This window comes from Roseobacter sp. SK209-2-6 (assembly GCF_000169455.1).
GTDB lineage: Bacteria > Pseudomonadota > Alphaproteobacteria > Rhodobacterales > Rhodobacteraceae > Pseudophaeobacter.
The window spans coordinates 63,684-81,341 of record NZ_AAYC01000012.1; the positions used below are offsets into that span (position 1 = coordinate 63,684).

At 58.4% G+C, this 17,658-nt stretch carries 17 protein-coding genes; 16 read left to right on the forward strand and 1 reads right to left on the reverse strand.

The annotated features are described in order from the left end of the window. Position 1: 1 nt before the first annotated feature. Positions 2 to 1,357 carry a bifunctional UDP-N-acetylglucosamine diphosphorylase/glucosamine-1-phosphate N-acetyltransferase GlmU gene (glmU, locus tag RSK20926_RS16925; protein WP_008208596.1) on the reverse strand — a complete coding sequence of 452 codons (1,356 nt, stop codon included), beginning with the start codon at positions 1,355 to 1,357 and terminating at the stop codon, positions 2 to 4. A 129-nt stretch (positions 1,358 to 1,486) separates the two neighbouring features. On the opposite strand from glmU, the gene RSK20926_RS16930 reads away from it, so the two are divergent. The 16 genes from RSK20926_RS16930 to RSK20926_RS17010 all read left to right on the forward strand — a co-directional run bounded on the left by RSK20926_RS16930 (position 1,487) and on the right by RSK20926_RS17010 (position 17,657). Next, the gene (locus RSK20926_RS16930; RefSeq protein WP_008208597.1) at positions 1,487 to 2,149 is read left to right on the forward strand and encodes an HAD-IA family hydrolase; all 663 of its coding nucleotides are present in this window, start codon (positions 1,487 to 1,489) and stop codon (positions 2,147 to 2,149) included. An 80-nt stretch (positions 2,150 to 2,229) separates the two neighbouring features. Next, entirely contained in the window at positions 2,230 to 3,423 is a 1,194-nt protein-coding gene (locus RSK20926_RS16935; RefSeq protein ID WP_008208599.1) for a DegT/DnrJ/EryC1/StrS family aminotransferase, read from the forward strand. Positions 3,424 to 3,604: 181 nt separating this feature from the next. After that, the gene (locus tag RSK20926_RS16940; RefSeq protein ID WP_008208601.1) at positions 3,605 to 4,765 is read left to right on the forward strand and encodes an isovaleryl-CoA dehydrogenase; all 1,161 of its coding nucleotides are present in this window, start codon (positions 3,605 to 3,607) and stop codon (positions 4,763 to 4,765) included. Positions 4,766 to 4,807: 42 nt separating this feature from the next. Further along, positions 4,808 to 6,337: an AMP-binding protein gene (locus RSK20926_RS16945; protein WP_008208602.1), complete on the forward strand. Its 1,530-nt coding sequence runs from the start codon at positions 4,808 to 4,810 to the stop codon at positions 6,335 to 6,337. Then, positions 6,334 to 6,825 carry a hypothetical protein gene (locus tag RSK20926_RS16950; protein WP_037255537.1) on the forward strand — a complete coding sequence of 164 codons (492 nt, stop codon included), beginning with the start codon at positions 6,334 to 6,336 and terminating at the stop codon, positions 6,823 to 6,825. The genes RSK20926_RS16945 and RSK20926_RS16950 overlap by 4 nt, the downstream gene beginning before the upstream one ends. A 13-nt stretch (positions 6,826 to 6,838) precedes the next feature. Continuing rightward, the gene (locus RSK20926_RS16955) at positions 6,839 to 8,443 is read left to right on the forward strand and encodes a carboxyl transferase domain-containing protein (protein WP_037255540.1); all 1,605 of its coding nucleotides are present in this window, start codon (positions 6,839 to 6,841) and stop codon (positions 8,441 to 8,443) included. Positions 8,444 to 8,898: 455 nt separating this feature from the next. After that, positions 8,899 to 10,842 (forward strand): acetyl/propionyl/methylcrotonyl-CoA carboxylase subunit alpha, encoded by a 1,944-nt coding sequence (locus tag RSK20926_RS16965; RefSeq protein WP_008208606.1) that lies wholly within the window; start codon positions 8,899 to 8,901, stop codon positions 10,840 to 10,842. Positions 10,843 to 10,925: 83 nt separating this feature from the next. Next, positions 10,926 to 11,780: a hydroxymethylglutaryl-CoA lyase gene (locus tag RSK20926_RS16970; RefSeq protein WP_037255544.1), complete on the forward strand. Its 855-nt coding sequence runs from the start codon at positions 10,926 to 10,928 to the stop codon at positions 11,778 to 11,780. Then, positions 11,781 to 12,311 carry an AAA family ATPase gene (locus RSK20926_RS16975; RefSeq protein WP_008208608.1) on the forward strand — a complete coding sequence of 177 codons (531 nt, stop codon included), beginning with the start codon at positions 11,781 to 11,783 and terminating at the stop codon, positions 12,309 to 12,311. Next, positions 12,304 to 13,086: a crotonase/enoyl-CoA hydratase family protein gene (locus RSK20926_RS16980; protein WP_008208609.1), complete on the forward strand. Its 783-nt coding sequence runs from the start codon at positions 12,304 to 12,306 to the stop codon at positions 13,084 to 13,086. Before RSK20926_RS16975 ends, RSK20926_RS16980 begins: the two co-directional genes overlap by 8 nt. Positions 13,087 to 13,347: 261 nt before the next feature. After that, positions 13,348 to 13,713: an NADH-quinone oxidoreductase subunit A gene (locus RSK20926_RS16985; RefSeq protein ID WP_037255548.1), complete on the forward strand. Its 366-nt coding sequence runs from the start codon at positions 13,348 to 13,350 to the stop codon at positions 13,711 to 13,713. Beyond that, positions 13,704 to 14,237 carry a NuoB/complex I 20 kDa subunit family protein gene (locus RSK20926_RS16990; protein ID WP_037255550.1) on the forward strand — a complete coding sequence of 178 codons (534 nt, stop codon included), beginning with the start codon at positions 13,704 to 13,706 and terminating at the stop codon, positions 14,235 to 14,237. The genes RSK20926_RS16985 and RSK20926_RS16990 overlap by 10 nt, the downstream gene beginning before the upstream one ends. Before the next feature lie 32 nt (positions 14,238 to 14,269). Continuing rightward, positions 14,270 to 14,869, forward strand: coding sequence for an NADH-quinone oxidoreductase subunit C (locus tag RSK20926_RS16995; RefSeq protein ID WP_037255593.1), 600 nt, complete (start codon positions 14,270 to 14,272; stop codon positions 14,867 to 14,869). Between the two features lie 152 nt (positions 14,870 to 15,021). Continuing rightward, the gene (locus RSK20926_RS17000; RefSeq protein WP_198136594.1) at positions 15,022 to 16,233 is read left to right on the forward strand and encodes an NADH-quinone oxidoreductase subunit D; all 1,212 of its coding nucleotides are present in this window, start codon (positions 15,022 to 15,024) and stop codon (positions 16,231 to 16,233) included. Next, positions 16,233 to 17,387: an NADH-quinone oxidoreductase subunit E gene (locus tag RSK20926_RS17005; RefSeq protein WP_008208616.1), complete on the forward strand. Its 1,155-nt coding sequence runs from the start codon at positions 16,233 to 16,235 to the stop codon at positions 17,385 to 17,387. The genes RSK20926_RS17000 and RSK20926_RS17005 overlap by 1 nt, the downstream gene beginning before the upstream one ends. A gap of 45 nt (positions 17,388 to 17,432) precedes the next feature. Then, positions 17,433 to 17,657 (forward strand): DUF5337 domain-containing protein, encoded by a 225-nt coding sequence (locus RSK20926_RS17010; RefSeq protein ID WP_008208618.1) that lies wholly within the window; start codon positions 17,433 to 17,435, stop codon positions 17,655 to 17,657. Position 17,658: the final 1 nt, after the last annotated feature.

Below are 17,658 nucleotides of genomic sequence, written 5' to 3' on the forward strand. Positions count from 1 at the left end.
CTTACTTCGCCTCTTTTGAAATCTTGACCTTCTTGGCCCTTAGGATGTCCATCAATTTGCGTGCGCGACCAGGTTTGTTTTCCTGGCGGGTGCGTCCAATTGCCAGATCTCCGTCCTCAACCGTCCGCGTCACTACAGTGCCGGTTGCGGTCATCGCTTCATCTCCGACAGAGATCGGAGCCACCAGAAGCGTGTTAGAGCCGATGAAGCTACGTGCGCCAATCTCGGTGCGGTGTTTCATTACGCCATCATAGTTGCAGGTGATTGTACCCGCACCAATATTGGTTTTCTCCCCGACCGAGGCATCACCAATATAGCTCAAATGATTGACCTTAGCGCCCGCCGCGATCTCAGCGTTTTTGATTTCTACGAAGTTGCCTACGTGAGTGTCTTCAGCGAGTTCAGCGCCAGGGCGCAGGCGGGCGTAGGGGCCGATCTTGGCACCGCGGCTGACATGACAGCCTTCCAGGTGCGAAAAGGCGCGGATCAGCGCGCCGCTTTCAACAGTGACGCCCGGTCCAAACACAACGTTAGGTTCAATCACCGTATCCCGGCCAATAACCGTATCAAAAGCGAGGTAGACCGTTTCCGGCGCCATAAGCGTGACACCCAATTCCATCAGAGACTTGCGGGCCTTGGCCTGAAAGGTTGCATCTGCGCCAGCAAGGTCGAGGCGCGAATTTACCCCAAGCGTTTCGCTTTCATCGCAGGCGACAGCCGTGACAGATCTGCCTTCCGCACGGGCAAGCTCGACGAGATCCGTTAGATAATACTCACCTGAGGCGTTTTCATTGCCGATCTTAGAGATCAGGTCGAACATTTGCCCAGCATCACAAGCCATCAAACCAGAGTTGCAGAAGGAAATCTCACGCTCTTGCGCTGACGCATCTTTGAATTCTACGATACGCTCCAAGCTGGTGCCATCCATGACCAGCCTGCCATAGCGTGCAGGATCCGCCGCCTCAAACCCCAGGATGACGAGATCGGCACCTTCGCGGGCGGCGACCATGCGCTCCAGCGTTTCTGCGCTGACAAAGGGGGTGTCACCATAAAGAACGACAACGTCGCCTGCGAAATCCTGCAGTGCTTCACGGGCCTGGTCAACAGCATGAGCAGTACCCAGTTGTTCTTCTTGCAAGGCAACTTCTGCAGTCTCGTCAATCTCGCTGACAGCGGCGCGAACAGCGTCAGCCCCGTGCCCAGCCACAACGATCACGCGTTCCGGATCCAGTGCGCGGCCAGCAATCAAAGCGTGCTCCAGCAAGGAGGCATGGGCGATCGGATGCAGTACCTTGGGCAGATCCGAATTCATTCTGGTGCCTTTGCCTGCGGCAAGGATCACGAGGGCAGTAGCCATAATAACTTTTCTCTTTGATTTCTTTTGCCCCCGTTTTATCCGCTAACATTGGGGACGCAAGGCTTTGCAGCTTCAAACTAGGTTGCGACTTGCAACAACAACGGGCGGGAAAGCGCCGAAAGGGCCAAAATGCGAACAGTGATTTTCGATCTGGATGGAACATTGGCGGATACCTCCGGAGATCTTTTGGCTGCTGCCAATGCGTGTTTTCGCCAGATGGGGCTTGGGGATATGCTGACCCATCCGGAGGATGCAGCAACAGCACTGCGCGGCGGCAGGATGATGTTGACTGCTGGGTTAAAGCGTGCCGGGTGTTTTGAGGACGCAGTGGTGGATGAATATTACCCAGTGCTGCTTGAAGCCTATCGAAATGCGATCGATCACCACAGCTATCTATATCCCGGCGCCATGGAGGCGGTAGAGGCCCTTCGGGTTGCGGGATATGGTGTCGGCATCTGCACGAACAAGCCCGAAGCCTTGGCCGAACAGCTGATGCAGGCTCTTGGGGTGCGGGATAATTTTGCTTCGTTGGTTGGGGCAGATACCCTGCCTGTTCGCAAACCGGACCCCGAGCCCCTGTTTGAAGCTGCGCGCAGGGCTGGAGGCGATCCTGGCAAGACTATTCTGATCGGAGATAGCGATACAGACCGAAATACTTCGGCGGCGGCAGGGGTTCCGTCTGTTCTTGTTACCTTTGGTCCAGCGGGCGGTGACATGGCGGCACTAAAGCCAGAGGCACTGTTGCATCGCTACGAGGACCTGCCTGGCATCGTAGCGCGTTTGATTGGCTGAACCCGCATCTTTGTTTCGGAAATTCCAACTGTTGCGTTTGGCGCTTGACCCGAACCTGGCCAAGGCGCAGAAATCGACGCATGAGCGAGATATTTACCGGATCCTTCACCCAGCAGGAAACACTGCCTGAAGAGGCCATCGAGGCTGCAATGGCAGTTCTGCGCCATGGTCGTTTGCACCGCTACAACCTGGCAGAGGGCGAGGCAGGTGAAACTGCGCTGCTAGAGCAAGAGTTTGCCGCACAGGTGGGGGCAAAATACTGTCTAGCAGTAGCCTCTGGCGGCTATGCGATGGCGACCGCTTTGCGTGCGGTTGGCGTGGTGCCTGGCGACAAGGTCCTGACTAATGCCTTCACGCTGGCGCCTGTGCCGGGCAGTATTGCTGCGGTAGGCGCACAGCCTGTCTTTGTTGGCGTCACCGAGGGTCTGACCATCGATTTAGGGGATCTGGCTACCAAGGCCGATCAGGCAAAGGTGCTGATGCTCAGCCATATGCGCGGCCACCTTTGTGATATGGACCGCTTGATGCAGATTTGTGATGCGGCTGGGATCACGGTGATCGAAGACTGCGCCCATACCATGGGGGCGACCTGGAATGGCGTGCCTTCAGGGCGGCAAGGCGCTATCGGCTGCTACTCCTGTCAGACCTACAAACATGTGAATTCCGGCGAGGGTGGACTGTTTGTCACCGATGACGAAGAGATCGCCGCGCGGGCCATCATATTGTCTGGCTCTTATATGCTCTATGAACGCCACCTAGCCTCGCCGGACCCGGAGGTGTTTGAGCGGGTCAAGTATGTGACCCCCAATATTTCCGGCCGGATGGATAATCTGCGTGCAGCCATCCTGCGCCCGCAGTTGCGGGATCTGGATCAGCAGGTGGCGCGCTGGAATGAACGCTATCAAAGGATCGAAGAAGGACTGCGCGATACACCTGGCCTGACCATTGTGGAGCGCTCGGAGGCGGAGAGCTATGTCGGATCTTCCATCCAGTTCCTGCTACTCGATTGGAGTGCGGAAGCCGTGGCTGAAGTGATAACCCGTTGCGGTAAACGTGGCGTAGAGCTGAAGTGGTTCGGTGGGGCTGAGCCTGCTGGATTTACCTCCCGCTATGACAGCTGGCGCTATGCAAAGGCGCAGAGCCTGCCAAAGAGTGACCGCATCCTTGCGGGCATTGTCGATATGCGCGTGCCGCTGACCTTCAGCCTTGAGGATTGTGATCTCATCGCTCGGATCATCCGCAGCGAGGTCGCCGCAGTTTTTCAGGCCAACTGACAGTGGGTTGATAGGCAAATAGGTCGGTATCTACCTGGCCAAAAAGACCGGTATTCATGGGAGGGCATTTGCCCTCCCATTTTCTTTTCGCGGATCTTCTGTTGACGCGAATCGTGATTTGAGATTAGTAAATGAACAAGTGTTCAAATAAATCTGTATCAGATGCCAGGAAGGTGCCCCGATGTTTAACGCCAGCATGACTTTTGATCTCGGCGAAGATGTGAATGCCCTGCGTGACATGATCCACCGCTGGGCCCAGGATCGGGTTAAGCCGCTGGCGCAGGAGGTCGACCAGACAAATGAATTTCCTGCGGATCTCTGGCGGGAAATGGGTGAGCTGGGCCTGTTGGGCATTACCGTGCCGGAAGAGTTCGGCGGGGCAGGAATGTCCTATTTGGCGCATACGGTGGCGGTTGAGGAAATCGCCCGCGCCAGCGCCTCGGTCTCATTGTCATATGGCGCGCATTCAAACCTTTGCGTGAACCAAATCAAGCTTAACGCCAGTGAAGAGCAGAAGAGGAAATTCCTGCCAGGCCTCATTTCCGGCGAACATGTCGGCGCCCTGGCGATGTCCGAAGCGGGCGCCGGTTCCGATGTGGTCTCGATGTCATTGCGGGCAGAAAAGCGCAACGATCACTATCGTCTCAATGGCAATAAGTACTGGATCACCAATGGCCCGGATGCAGATACCCTGGTGGTCTATGCAAAGACCGACCCGGAGGCGGGTTCCAAGGGGATCACAGCCTTTATCGTGGAAAAAGACTTCAAAGGTTTTTCGACCTCGCCCCACTTCGATAAGCTGGGCATGCGCGGCTCCAATACGGCAGAGCTGATCTTTGAAGACTGCGAAGTGCCCTTTGAAAACGTGCTGGGCGAAGAGGGCAGAGGCGTGCGTGTCCTGATGTCGGGTCTGGACTACGAGCGCGTGGTGCTGGCGGGCATCGGAACTGGCATTATGGCGGCCTGTATGGACGAAATGATGCCCTATTTGAAAGAGCGCAAGCAGTTCGGTCAGCCGATCGGGAACTTCCAGCTGATGCAGGCCAAGATCGCAGATATGTACACGGCGATGAACTCCGCGCGTGCCTATGTCTATGAGGTGGCCAAGGCCTGCGACAAAGGCACGGTCACGCGTCAGGATGCTGCGGCTTGCTGTCTCTATGCTTCGGAGGTGGCGATGACCCAGGCGCATCAGGCGGTCCAGGCCTTTGGCGGCGCGGGCTACCTGTCTGACAATCCGGTTGGGCGGATATTCCGCGATGCCAAGCTGATGGAGATTGGTGCCGGCACCAGCGAGATCCGGCGGATGCTGATCGGCCGCGAGCTGATGGGCACGATGTGATCCATTATCCGGCGCGTTTCCACAGCAGGAGGTCTTAGGAAAATGGCAGATGGTCTGACACTCCCGGGTCTCAGGGCTGATGGCGCTTGGGACCTGCCAGAGCGGCTGAACATGGCCGAGCAATGCCTGTCTCATCCGGCTGACAAGCTGGCGCTGATCGACATGACCGGCCCTGCGCGCCAAGACCTCACCTTTGGTGGCCTTGCAGATATGGTGGATCGCCTTGCGCGCTATCTTCTCAGCCGTATCGCACCGGGCGACCGGGTGGGAGTGCTGCTTAGCCAGTCGCCCTGGTGCGCGGCAGCACATCTGGCGGTCTGGAAGGCGGGCGGCATTTCGGTGCCGCTGTTCAAACTGTTCAAGCGCGACGCTCTGGCCGCCCGCGCGGGTGATGCCGAAGTGCGCTTTGTCTTTACCGATACCGAGGGGGCGGAGCTGCTGGGGGACCTGGCTGAGGCTGTGATGGTTGAGACCGCGGGCCGTGATGGCGCTGCGGTGCCCTTTGCGGAAACCACGCCGGAAACACCTGCGGTGCTGATTTACACCTCCGGCACTACCGGCAGCCCCAAGGGCGCGCTGCATGCGCATCGTGTGCTGACCGGCCATCTGCCGGGCGTTGCGATCAGCCATGACCACTTGGGGCAGGAGGGTGACTGCCTTTGGACGCCAGCCGATTGGGCCTGGATCGGTGGGCTGTTCGACGTGCTCATGCCGGGCCTCGCGCTGGGCGTGCCGGTCGTGGCCGCAAGGCTGGACAAATTCACGCCTGAAGCTTGCGCTGATCTGATCAAGGCGGCAGGGGTACGTAATGTCTTCTTCCCGCCAACCGCGCTCAGGATGCTGAAGGCAGCGGGGCAGGGGCTCGAGGGTTTGCGTTCGGTTGCCTCTGGCGGAGAGCCCCTGGGCGCAGAGATGCTCGCTTGGGGCCGGCGCGAGCTGGGCGTTACAATCAACGAGTTCTATGGCCAAACCGAATGTAATATGGTGGCCTCTTCTTGCGGGGCTGATTTTGACCCGCGTCCAGGCTGCATCGGTAAAGCGGTGCCGGGGCATGAATTGGCGGTGATCGATGCGACGGGCAACCCCACAGCTGAAGAGGGCGATGTTGCTCTGCGCCGTGGCTCGGCCTCTATGCTGATCGAGTATTGGAACCGGCCGGAAGAGACGGCAGCCAAGTTCCGCGGCAACTGGCTGGTGACAGGCGATCGTGGCATCTGGGAGGGTGACTATCTGCGATTTGTGGGCCGCGAGGATGATGTGATCACCTCCGGAGGCTATCGCATCGGACCGGCGGAAATCGAAGATTGTCTGATGACCCATCCAGCGGTGGCGACTGTGGGCGTAGTTGGGAAGCCGGATGCCTTACGGACAGAGATCGTCAAGGCCTATGTGGTGTTGAAGCCGGAGGTAGAGGCTTCTGAGCGGGAATTGCAGGACTATGTCAAAGAGCGCCTGGCGCATTACTCCTATCCGCGTGAGGTGGAGTTCTTGAAGGAACTGCCGATGACGGTGACCGGAAAGGTGATCCGCAAGGGGCTGAAGGCGCGGGCAGCGAAGGAGGGAGAGACGTGAGTGCCAACGGTTTTAAGATTTCTGTCCTGTTGCTCGCCATGGCGCCGACTTCGGGTTCAGCGGAAGTTTCCCAATCTCCAGCATTTGATATTCATGGTTACCTGGAGGCCTGTAGCACCCGTATTCCTGATGTGGCCATGCAAGTCCCTATGCTTCAGCTGTGTGTCTCGACCGCGACAAAGCTGTGCAATTTGAGCCTTGGGGAGCAGGGCCTGGGAGGCTGTTTGACTGATGTTACAGTCTGGTTGGAACAAGACAGCCTGCGCATTGAACAGGCATATCCTGGGGCTCTCGACACGGTTAAGGCTTCCTCTGCTGCATCTGACCTTCTGCCAAGGGCTGCAATGCAGACAGATTGCTCAGATACGCAAACTTCTTCACAGGATATTGGCCTGACCCCCAAAGAAATCTGCGGCTATCAAACGGCGCTTTCGACATGGTTCAAGCTCCGCGTGGTTGAACTCAATCAATCAAACCACACCAGGTGAGAAGGACGTACAGATGAAACTTCAATCTAAGGCAATGCCTTCCTCCGAGGGCTTCAAGCAGAACCGCGAGGCGCACATTGAAGCGCTGGCGCAGATCAGTGCAGCGGCGGAGGCTGCGCGCTTGGGCGGCGGCGAGAAGTCGCGGGCCCGTCACGAGAGTCGGGGCAAGATGCTGCCGCGTCGGCGGGTGGCGAACCTCTTGGATCCGGGATCTCCGTTCCTGGAGATCGGAGCGACTGCGGCCCATGCGATGTATGAGGGTGCAGCACCCTCGGCAGGCGTGATTGCGGGCATTGGCCGGGTGCACGGGCAAGAGGTCATGGTGGTCTGCAACGACGCCACCGTGAAGGGCGGCACCTACTATCCGATGACGGTCAAGAAACATCTGCGCGCACAGGAGATTGCTGAGGAAAACCGCCTCCCATGCATCTACCTGGTCGACTCCGGCGGTGCCAACTTGCCGAACCAAGATGAGGTCTTCCCTGACCGTGATCACTTTGGCCGCATCTTCTACAATCAGGCGCGGATGTCGGCTAAGGGGATCGCGCAAATCGCCGTTGTCATGGGGTCCTGTACCGCGGGCGGCGCTTATGTGCCCGCGATGTCCGATGTCACAATCATCGTGAAGGAACAGGGCACGATCTTCCTGGCTGGCCCGCCGCTGGTCAAGGCCGCCACGGGCGAGGTTGTGAGCGCCGAGGATCTGGGCGGGGGCGATGTGCATACCCGTCTGTCGGGCGTGGCGGATTATCTGGCCGAGGATGACACCCATGCCCTGGCGCTGGCGCGGTGCGCGGTGCAGTCGCTGAATATCACCAAGCCGCTGACGGTGAATTGGGCCAGCCCTGAGGAACCGGCCTATGATCCGGAAGAAATCCTGGGCGTGGTGCCCGGCGACCTGCGCACGCCCTATGACATCCGCGAAGTGATCGCGCGGCTGGTAGATGGCTCGCGTTTTGACGAGTTCAAGCCACGCTTTGGCGAGACGCTGGTTACCGGCTTTGCCCATGTGAAAGGCTGTCCGGTGGGGATCATCGCCAACAATGGCGTACTGTTTTCGGAAGCGGCCCAGAAAGGCGCGCATTTCGTGGAACTGTGTAGCCAGCGCAAGATTCCGCTGGTGTTCTTACAGAATATCACCGGTTTTATGGTGGGGCGGAAATACGAAAACGAAGGCATTGCCCGCCACGGCGCCAAGATGGTGACGGCGGTGGCCACCACCAATGTGCCAAAGGTAACCATGTTGGTTGGCGGTTCCTTCGGGGCGGGCAACTACGGAATGTCGGGCCGGGCCTATTCTCCACGTTTCTTGTGGACCTGGCCGAACTCGCGCATCTCGGTGATGGGCGGAGAGCAGGCGGCAGGTGTGCTAGCGACGGTGAAACGGGATGCCATCGAACGTCAGGGCGGCAGCTGGAGTGCCGAGGAAGAGACGGACTTCAAGCAGCCAACCATCGATATGTTCGAAGAGCAGAGCCACCCGCTCTATGCATCCGCGCGCCTGTGGGACGACGGCATCATCGACCCGCGCAAGAGCCGCGATGTTCTGGCGCTCTCGCTCAGTGCTGCCCTGAATGCTCCAATCGAAGACACACGCTTTGGCGTGTTCCGGATGTGAGGGCGAAATGTCAACTTCGTTTGAAATACTTAGTACGGGCTGGAACGCTGACCCCAATGCACCGATGCCCGCTGCGACAGTTCAGGGGAGGAGCCTTTGGCTGCGGTTTCATCCCAATTCCTTCTCCAACCCATCCCGATTGGCTTCCGGATACTTGTATCTCTGCTTCGGGGATTGTCAGCGGTATCGCTTTACGGCCGTAAACGATCATGGCTGGTACCTGGGTCAATGCCGTTTCAGCAAATTGGCCCCGGTTTGGGGCGAGTTGTACGAAGTTGCAGGCGACATTTTAGAACTTGAAGATCAATCGGCTTGGACCATGGTTCAAGCTGAAGCGACCCCTGCTCGAAATTTCCTGTTTTATTTCAGGGATGAGGCCTTTGAGTGCACGGCCTCTTCCTGGTCACTTGAAACCGCTGCACCCAGCGGCTTGACGTTTGTGGAGGCTCTCCAAAATGTTCGATAAAATCCTGATAGCCAACCGGGGCGAGATCGCTTGCCGTGTGATGGAAACTGCCCGCACAATGGGTGTGAAAACCGTTGCGGTCTATTCTGATGCGGACCGCGAGGCAAAACACGTCGCCATGGCGGATGAAGCTTGCCACATTGGGCATGGCCCGGCTCCTGCCGACAGCTATCTGCTGAGAGACGAGATCATTGCCATGGCCAAGGCGACCGGTGCACAGGCCATCCACCCAGGCTATGGCTTTCTTTCGGAAAACCCTGAATTTGTGGACGCGGTAGAGGCGGCGGGCCTTACCTTTATTGGACCTTCGGCGGATGCGATCCGCAAAATGGGCCTGAAAGATGCGGCCAAGGCGCTGATGGAGGAGGCCGGGGTGCCGGTGGTGCCGGGCTATCACGGCGCCAACCAGGATGCAGGTTTTCTGGCGGAGGAAGCCGGAAAAATCGGCTACCCGGTGCTGATCAAGGCAGTTGCCGGCGGCGGCGGCAAGGGGATGCGACTGGTCGAAAAGTCAGCGGAGTTCGAAGATGCGCTGCGAAGTGCGCAAGGGGAAGCGACCACGGCCTTTGGCAACCCGGATGTGCTGATCGAGAAATACATTCAACAGCCACGCCACATCGAAGTGCAGGTCTTTGGTGACGGCACCCATACGGTGCATCTGTTCGAGCGCGACTGTTCGTTGCAGCGCCGCCATCAGAAAGTGATCGAAGAAGCGCCCGCGCCGGGCATGACTGCAGAGATGCGCGAAGCCATGGGCCATGCGGGCGTGCGTGCGGCTGAGGCCATTGGCTACAAGGGCGCAGGGACGGTTGAGTTTATCGTCGATGGATCAGAGGGTCTGCGCCCCGACGGGTTCTGGTTCATGGAAATGAACACCCGCCTTCAGGTGGAGCACCCGGTCACCGAAGCCATCACTGGCATTGATTTGGTGGAATGGCAGCTCCGCGTGGCTTCGGGTGAGACCCTGCCGGCGCAGCAGGGAGAGCTGTCCATCAGCGGCCATGCTTTTGAAGCGCGTCTTTATGCGGAAGACGTGCCAAAGGGGTTTCTGCCAGCAACTGGCACGCTGACCCATCTGGAGTTTCCGCCCAACTGCCGCGCTGATAGCGGCGTTCGCGCGGGCGATACCATCAGCCCCTGGTATGATCCGATGATCTCCAAGGTTATTGTCCATGGCCCCACTCGAGAGGTCGCGCTGTCCCGCCTCTCGCAGGCTTTGGCGGCGACCGAGGTGGGCGGGACTGTTACCAACCTGGCCTTCTTGGGCGCTTTGGCTGCACATGACGGCTTTGCTGCGGGCGATGTGGACACGGGGCTTATCGCACGGGATCTGGACCGGCTGACGCAGGCGCCAGAGGTCAGTTTCGAGCATAGGGCCGCCGCCGGAATGCAGGCGTTGGGTCTAGTTGATCTGGATTGGCATGCGGGCTTCACGCTCTGGTCCGATCTGCGCCGTTCGGTGCATCTCAGCTATCAGGGCGAAGTTTTCGAGGCCACAGTCGAGGTGGATGGTGCAGACCGTCAGATCTGGGAGTTTCCTGCATCCCCTGAGGAGCAGGTCTGCGCCAACAGGATTGCTGGCGCCTGGGTGCTCAACGGCCTGTCTTTGCCGCCGATGTCTCAGGCAGATAATGTCATCACGGTTTATGACGGCTATGGATTGCAGTTCGAGGTGGTTGATCCGCTGGACCGTGACGCGACTGCCGGTGGGGACAAGAACCTGATTGAGGCACCGATGCCTGGGCTGGTGAAGGCGGTCTTTGCCGAGGCAGGGCTGGCTGTGAAAGAGGGCGATCGGCTGGCCATTCTGGAAGCCATGAAGATGGAACACTCGCTGCTTGCAGCGCGCGATGGTGTGGTGGCTGAGGTCTTGGCGGTCGATGGTGATCAGGTCGAAGCAGGCGCGGCTCTAGTGCGTCTGGAAGAGGACTGAAGCGCTCCACCTAGGCGGTGCCCTTTTGGGGCGCCGTTTAGAAATTGGGTATTTCTGGCAAAATGAAACAGAGGGCAGTCGCCATGACGCAGAGGGTTGAGATCTTTGAGATGGGGCCGCGTGACGGGCTTCAGAATGAGAAGCGCGCAATTCCCGTCAAAGAGAAGATTGCCCTGGTCGACTGCCTGTCTGGCGCCGGGTTCCGCCGCATCGAGGTCGCGAGTTTTGTTTCACCCAAATGGGTGCCGCAGATGGCGGGCAGCGCTGAGGTACTGGCCGGAATTACCCGAGCGCCCGGTGTGTCCTATGCGGCTCTGACCCCAAATATGCGAGGCTATGAGGATGCGGTTGCGGCAAGGGCTGATGAGATTGCGGTCTTTGCATCAGCTTCTGAGGGGTTTTCCAAGGCCAATATCAACGCCACAGTTGCCGAGAGTATCGAGCGTTTCAAACCAATTCTGGAAGCAGCCAAGGTTATCAACCTGCCGGTACGGGGCTATGTTTCTTGCGTGACGGACTGTCCCTTTGACGGGGCAACAGATCCCGGACAGGTGGCCCGGGTTGCTGAAACTCTGTACCAGCTGGGCTGTTATGAGATCTCGCTGGGCGACACTATCGGGCAGGGGACACCAGAGAGCATCACCAAAATGCTTGCTGCCGTAACGGAACGGGTGCCGACAGAGAGGCTTGCGGGACACTATCACGATACGGCTGGCCGGGCTTTGGCGAATATCGAGGCATCGCTGGACATGGGGCTCCGGGTTTTTGATGCGGCGGTTGGAGGACTGGGGGGCTGCCCCTATGCGCCGGGTGCAGCTGGCAATGTTGCGACCGAAGCAGTGCATGTTCGTTTGACAGAGCTTGGTTATGAAACTGGGTTGGACACCGACGTTCTGTCCAAAGCAGCGGCCATGGCGCGGGCTATGCGGGAGGGCTGATTGCCGGTTTTACTTTGCCTGTCTGGTCTCCCGGGCGCAGGGAAGACCACGATCGCCCGGAAGCTCGCGGAAGAAACCGGCGCGCTATGGCTTTGGCTGGATGAGATCGAGGCCAGGATGCGGCAATCGCATATGCAGACAGAGGATCTGGCTGATGGCGGTTATGCGGCGGCACAGGCCGTGGCTGGGGGTGCTTTGCGGCAGGGCTATGATGTCATCGCTGATTGCGTCAATCCCATAGCGCTGACCCGGCGGAGCTGGCGGAGGGTTTCGCACGAGGCCGGGGCGGCTCATCTGGATGTGGAAGTCTTCTGTTCGGACAAGGAGCTTCACCGCCAGCGGTTGGAAGGCCGGCGGGTGGATCTGGAAGGCTGGAGCGGACCTGGTTGGCAAGACGTGCAGTCGCGGGAATTTGAACCCTTCGTGGTTGCCGATTTGGAAATAGACACGGCAAAATGGAGCGTCCGGAGATCCGTTTCGGAACTCGCTCGGGTGCAGGAAGAGAAATCTCGGGAGGCTGAGAGTGTTTGAAACGATTGAAGTAACCACAGATGAGCGCGGGATCGCGACGTTGATGCTGAACCGGCCGGAGAAGCACAATGCCATGTCCGGCGCCATGCTCTTGGAGCTGAAACAGGCAGCGGAGCAGCTGGCGGCGGATGATGGCATCCGCGTGGTGGTGCTGACTGGCGCGGGCAAGAGTTTCTGCGCTGGCGGCGATCTGGGCTGGATGCAGCAGCAGATGGCGGCGGACGCGGAAACCCGTGGGCGCGAGGCCCGGGTGCTGGCGGAGGCTTTGATGCTACTCAATACTCTGCCGAAGCCCCTTGTCGGGGCGCTGCAGGGGAATGCCTTTGGAGGTGGCGTAGGGATGGCCTCGGTCTGTGACGTGGCAATCGGGGCTGATCATTTGAAGATGGGGCTGACTGAAACCAAGCTGGGTTTGATACCGGCCACAATTGGCCCCTATGTGTTGGCCCGCATGGGGGAGGCAAAGGCGCGCCGTGTCTTTATGTCCGCGCGATTGTTTGGAGCAGCGGAGGCGGTGGAGCTGGGGCTCTTGACCAAAGCGGTTCCAGCAGAGGATCTGGCCGCTGCGGTTGAGGCTGAGGTTGCTCCTTACCTGTCATGCGCGCCGGGCGCTGTCGCGGCTGCGAAGAAACTGACCCGGGACCTTGGGCCCAGGCTGGATGATGCGGTAATCGATATGACGATCCAGGCCCTGGTTGACCGTTGGGAAGGGGAGGAGGCCCGCGAAGGAATCGAAGCCTTCTTTGCCAAACGCAAACCAGCCTGGCAGGGCTGAATTAACCAAGATTTTACTTGTATCTTTAGTGAGGCGCCGCAGAAAAAATGCGGTGCCTTTCTTTATGAAAATAATAGGAAATTAATCCTGCACTGCGCAAATGCCGCGAAGTGATGCCGCTTGGTCGCGCCTTTTGCAGAAAGCCACATTCTTGAGTAATGGCTTGGTTGACGCTGAGAGGGCGCAAGAGTAGACACAGGGCCAAGTCAACACGCCAATTGACGGCGCGCGAGAATCTGCGCGCTCGGAAAGGAGCCACTCGTGGAAGAGATGTTGCGGGAATACCTCCCGATCCTCGTGTTTCTGGCAGTCGCCGCTGGTTTGGGAATTGTCCTTATTTTAGCGGCTGTTGTCCTTGCCGTTCGCAATCCAGACCCAGAAAAAGTCAGCGCCTATGAATGCGGGTTCAACGCATTTGACGATGCCCGCATGAAGTTCGATGTCCGTTTTTACCTGGTCTCGATTCTTTTTATCATCTTTGACCTTGAAATTGCTTTCCTCTTTCCCTGGGCCGTCGGTTTTCAGGACATGAGCGACACAGGATTCTGGTCGATGATGGTCTTCCTGGCCGTGCTGACAATCGGCTTTGCTTATGAGTGGAAAAAGGGAGCTCTGGAATGGGAGTGATGACCGGAGCAAACACCGCTGGTGTGGACAAGGAAGTTGTCACCCAGGCCATCAATGCCGAGCTGCAGGACAAAGGGTTTCTGCTCACCTCTGCTGAAGATATCATCAACTGGGCGCGCACGGGTTCGCTGCACTGGATGACTTTTGGTCTGGCCTGTTGTGCGGTGGAGATGATGCATACTTCGATGCCGCGCTACGATGCCGAGCGTTTTGGCATTGCACCACGCGCCTCTCCACGCCAGTCAGATGTGATGATCGTGGCCGGAACCCTGACCAACAAAATGGCGCCCGCTCTGCGTAAAGTCTACGACCAGATGCCAGAGCCGCGCTATGTGATTTCCATGGGGTCCTGCGCAAATGGCGGTGGTTATTATCACTATAGTTACTCCGTGGTGCGTGGCTGCGACCGGGTTGTTCCGGTGGATGTCTATGTCCCAGGTTGCCCACCGACAGCAGAGGCCCTGCTCTACGGGCTGATGCAGCTACAGCGTAAGATCCGCCGTACCGGCACTCTGGTTCGCTAAGCGTCTTGCGGGAGGAAAAAATGACTGAATCACTGCAAGAACCCCTGCGCGAACTTGGGGCCCAGATCGAAGCCAAGCGCCCGGATTGCGTTTTGTCCTGGGATGTTTCTTTTGGCGAGTTGAATGTCGATGTCGCCCCGGCCAACATCGCGGAATTCGTAGAATTCCTGAAGACCGATAGCAGCTGCAAGTTCTCTAGCCTGGTAGATGTGACTGCGGTTGATTACCCCGAACGCGCCAAGCGTTTTGATGTGGTCTATCACTTCCTGTCCATGTATCGAAACCAGCGTATTCGTCTGCGGGTCTCCATCCGTGAAGACGACATGGTGCCCTCGATCGTTGATGTACATCCCTCGGCCAATTGGTTTGAGCGCGAAGTCTTTGATATGTTCGGTATCCTGTTCTCTGGCCACCCGGATTTGCGCCGCATCCTGACCGACTATGGCTTCCGCGGCTACCCGCTGCGCAAGGATTTCCCGACCACTGGTTACACCGAGGTGCGCTATGACGAGGCCGAAAAGCGCGTCGTCTATGAGCCGGTGAACCTGGTGCAGGAATACCGTCAGTTTGACTTTATGTCTCCCTGGGAGGGTGCCGAATACATCCTGCCGGGTGATGAGAAAGGCGAATAAGGATGCCTCAAAATGGAAAATTCCGAGAGCTGGGCGCAGACTGGGCAGTACGTGGGGGCAGGGCTAGCCGCTTTGCTTCAAGTGGCTGTTTTGTTGGGCATTGTGTACTTAGTTGTTCGAATGTTTCGAAAGCGCGGTGGGGGGAGTAAATGATGGACGGCTCCAAATTCGACGACGCCCAAACCGGCGAACAGAAGATCCGCAATTTCAACATCAACTTTGGCCCGCAGCACCCTGCGGCGCATGGGGTGTTGCGTCTGGTTCTTGAACTGGATGGTGAAATCGTAGAGCGGTGCGACCCCCACATCGGTCTTTTGCATCGCGGCACCGAAAAGCTGATGGAAAGCCGCACCTACCTGCAAAACCTGCCATACTTTGACCGCCTCGACTACGTGGCACCGATGAACCAGGAACATGCCTGGTGTCTGGCCATCGAAAAACTGACTGGCGTGGAAGTGCCTCGCCGTGGCCAGCTGATCCGAGTTCTCTATTCAGAGATTGGCCGGGTGCTCAATCATCTGTTGAACGTGACCACACAGGCCATGGACGTAGGTGCGCTGACGCCGCCGCTCTGGGGCTTTGAGGAACGCGAAAAGCTCATGATCTTTTATGAGCGCGCCTGCGGTGCCCGTCTGCACTCCAACTATTTCCGCCCCGGTGGTGTGCATCAGGATCTGCCTGATGATCTGTTGGATGATATCGACCTCTGGGCGCTTGAATTCCCCAAGGTGCTGGATGACATCGACGGTCTCCTGACCGAAAACCGCATCTTCAAGCAGCGTAACTGCGACATCGGCGTGGTGACGGAAGAAGAGATCCTGGAATATGGCTTTTCTGGTGTCATGGTCCGTGGTTCCGGCCTCGCATGGGACCTGCGCCGCGCGCAGCCCTATGAATGCTATGACGAATTCGACTTCCAGGTCCCCGTTGGCAAGAACGGCGACTGTTATGACCGCTACCTTTGCCGCATGGAAGAGATGCGGCAGTCGACTTCGATCATCCGCCAAGCAATTGCCAAACTGCGCGAAGCCACCGGCGACGTGCTGGCCCGCGGCAAGCTGACCCCGCCAAAGCGCGGCGAGATGAAAACCTCGATGGAGAGCCTGATCCACCACTTCAAGCTCTATACAGAAGGCTTCCACGTGCCCGCCGGTGAGGTCTATGCCGCCGTTGAAGCGCCGAAGGGTGAATTCGGCGTCTATCTGGTGGCGGACGGGTCAAACAAACCCTACCGCAGCAAGATCCGCGCGCCGGGCTATCTGCACCTGCAGGCTATGGACCACGTTGCAAAAGGCCACCAGCTGGCCGACGTCGCCGCCATCATCGGCACCATGGACGTCGTATTTGGAGAGATTGACCGCTAATGCTTCGTCGCCTTCATTCCGAACAACCCGAAAGCTTTGCTTTCACCGCCGACAACCAGAAATGGGCTGAGGCGCAGCTGACCAAATACCCCGAAGGCCGCCAGGCCTCGGCGGTGATTCCACTGTTGTGGCGCGCCCAAGAGCAAGAGGGCTGGGTTTCCAAACCCGCACTTGAATATGTCGCTGACATGCTGGGTATGGCCTATATTCGCGTACTCGAAGTGGCCTCTTTCTATTTCATGTTCCAGATGCAGCCGACTGGCTCCGTGGCGCATGTGCAGATCTGCGGCACCACCTCCTGCATGATCTGCGGCGCCGAGGATCTGGTGGCGATCTGTAAAGAGAAGATTGCGGAAAAACCACATACCCTGTCTGCAGACGGGAAGTTTTCCTGGGAAGAGGTGGAGTGCCTTGGGGCCTGCACGAATGCTCCCATGGCGCAGATCGGCAAAGACTATTATGAGGATCTGACCGCTGAAGGCTTTGCCCATATGTTGGACGATCTGGCTGCTGGCAAAAAGGTTGTGCCCGGTCCGCAGAACGGTCGTTACGCAGCAGAGCCCAAGTCCGGCCTGACCTCACTGACCGAATACGATAGCGGCAAGACGCAATATAACGCCTCTGCCCAGCTGGCATCAGATATCGGCGATGGGGTGAAGCGTATTCAGGGGGACGAGGTCCCAATTCTGACCCCTTGGGTTGGCAAGGATGGCGTGGTTGCCGGGCGCGCGGCTGCGGAGGCTCCTCCTAAGGCGCCAGAAGCGCCGAAACCTGCTGCCAAACAGGCTGAGGAAGCAAAGAAGGCCGCTCCTGCCAAGACCGCAGAGGCCAAGCCTGCAGTTGAGGAACAAGCAGCTGAAGCAGAGCCTGAGACGCTGAAGGAAGCGCGCGGCGGTCTGCCTGATGACCTGAAACTGCTGAAGGGCGTTGGCCCCAAGCTGGAAGAGACCTTGAACACACTTGGCTTTTTCCACTTTGACCAGATCGCGGACTGGACTGAGGCAGAGGTCGCCTGGGTTGACAGCCGCCTCAAATTCAAAGGCCGCATCGAGCGTGACGGCTGGATCGAACAGGCCAAGCGCCTGGCGGTGGGTGACGATACCGAATTCGCCAAACGCGCCAAGAAAGACGGCCTTTACGACGACGAAGATTAACCTCGTTGCGGCCCCGCAGGCCGCAGCACGGAGATTTTGGACCAGATGAGCAAAGAGCAGGATCAGGCATTTGCCCGTAAGGGCCGCATCACCGGACTGGTGATCGCAGGGGGCGGGCTTTCAGCCATCCTCGCGCCTTGGATCGTGCATGTGCTTGGACTGCCGGCCCGCTACGAGATGCTGATTTACTTTGGCGCTCTTGCGGCTTTTGTCTGGGCAATGGTCAACATCTATCAACTCTGGCGCATGCGTCAGAACAGCCAAGGGTAGG

Excerpts from the sequence above, each read along its gene's own strand:
- glmU (WP_008208596.1), bottom strand. The coding sequence starts at position 1,357 with ATGGCTACTGCCCTCGTGATCCTTGCCGCAGGCAAAGGCACCAGAATG.
- RSK20926_RS16930 (WP_008208597.1), top strand. The coding sequence starts at position 1,487 with ATGCGAACAGTGATTTTCGATCTGGATGGAACATTGGCGGATACCTCC.
- RSK20926_RS16935 (WP_008208599.1), top strand. The coding sequence starts at position 2,230 with ATGAGCGAGATATTTACCGGATCCTTCACCCAGCAGGAAACACTGCCT.
- RSK20926_RS16940 (WP_008208601.1), top strand. The coding sequence starts at position 3,605 with ATGTTTAACGCCAGCATGACTTTTGATCTCGGCGAAGATGTGAATGCC.
- RSK20926_RS16945 (WP_008208602.1), top strand. The coding sequence starts at position 4,808 with ATGGCAGATGGTCTGACACTCCCGGGTCTCAGGGCTGATGGCGCTTGG.
- RSK20926_RS16955 (WP_037255540.1), top strand. The coding sequence starts at position 6,839 with ATGAAACTTCAATCTAAGGCAATGCCTTCCTCCGAGGGCTTCAAGCAG.
- RSK20926_RS16965 (WP_008208606.1), top strand. The coding sequence starts at position 8,899 with ATGTTCGATAAAATCCTGATAGCCAACCGGGGCGAGATCGCTTGCCGT.
- RSK20926_RS16970 (WP_037255544.1), top strand. The coding sequence starts at position 10,926 with ATGACGCAGAGGGTTGAGATCTTTGAGATGGGGCCGCGTGACGGGCTT.
- RSK20926_RS16990 (WP_037255550.1), top strand. The coding sequence starts at position 13,704 with ATGGGAGTGATGACCGGAGCAAACACCGCTGGTGTGGACAAGGAAGTT.
- RSK20926_RS17000 (WP_198136594.1), top strand. The coding sequence starts at position 15,022 with ATGGACGGCTCCAAATTCGACGACGCCCAAACCGGCGAACAGAAGATC.
- RSK20926_RS17005 (WP_008208616.1), top strand. The coding sequence starts at position 16,233 with ATGCTTCGTCGCCTTCATTCCGAACAACCCGAAAGCTTTGCTTTCACC.
- RSK20926_RS17010 (WP_008208618.1), top strand. The coding sequence starts at position 17,433 with ATGAGCAAAGAGCAGGATCAGGCATTTGCCCGTAAGGGCCGCATCACC.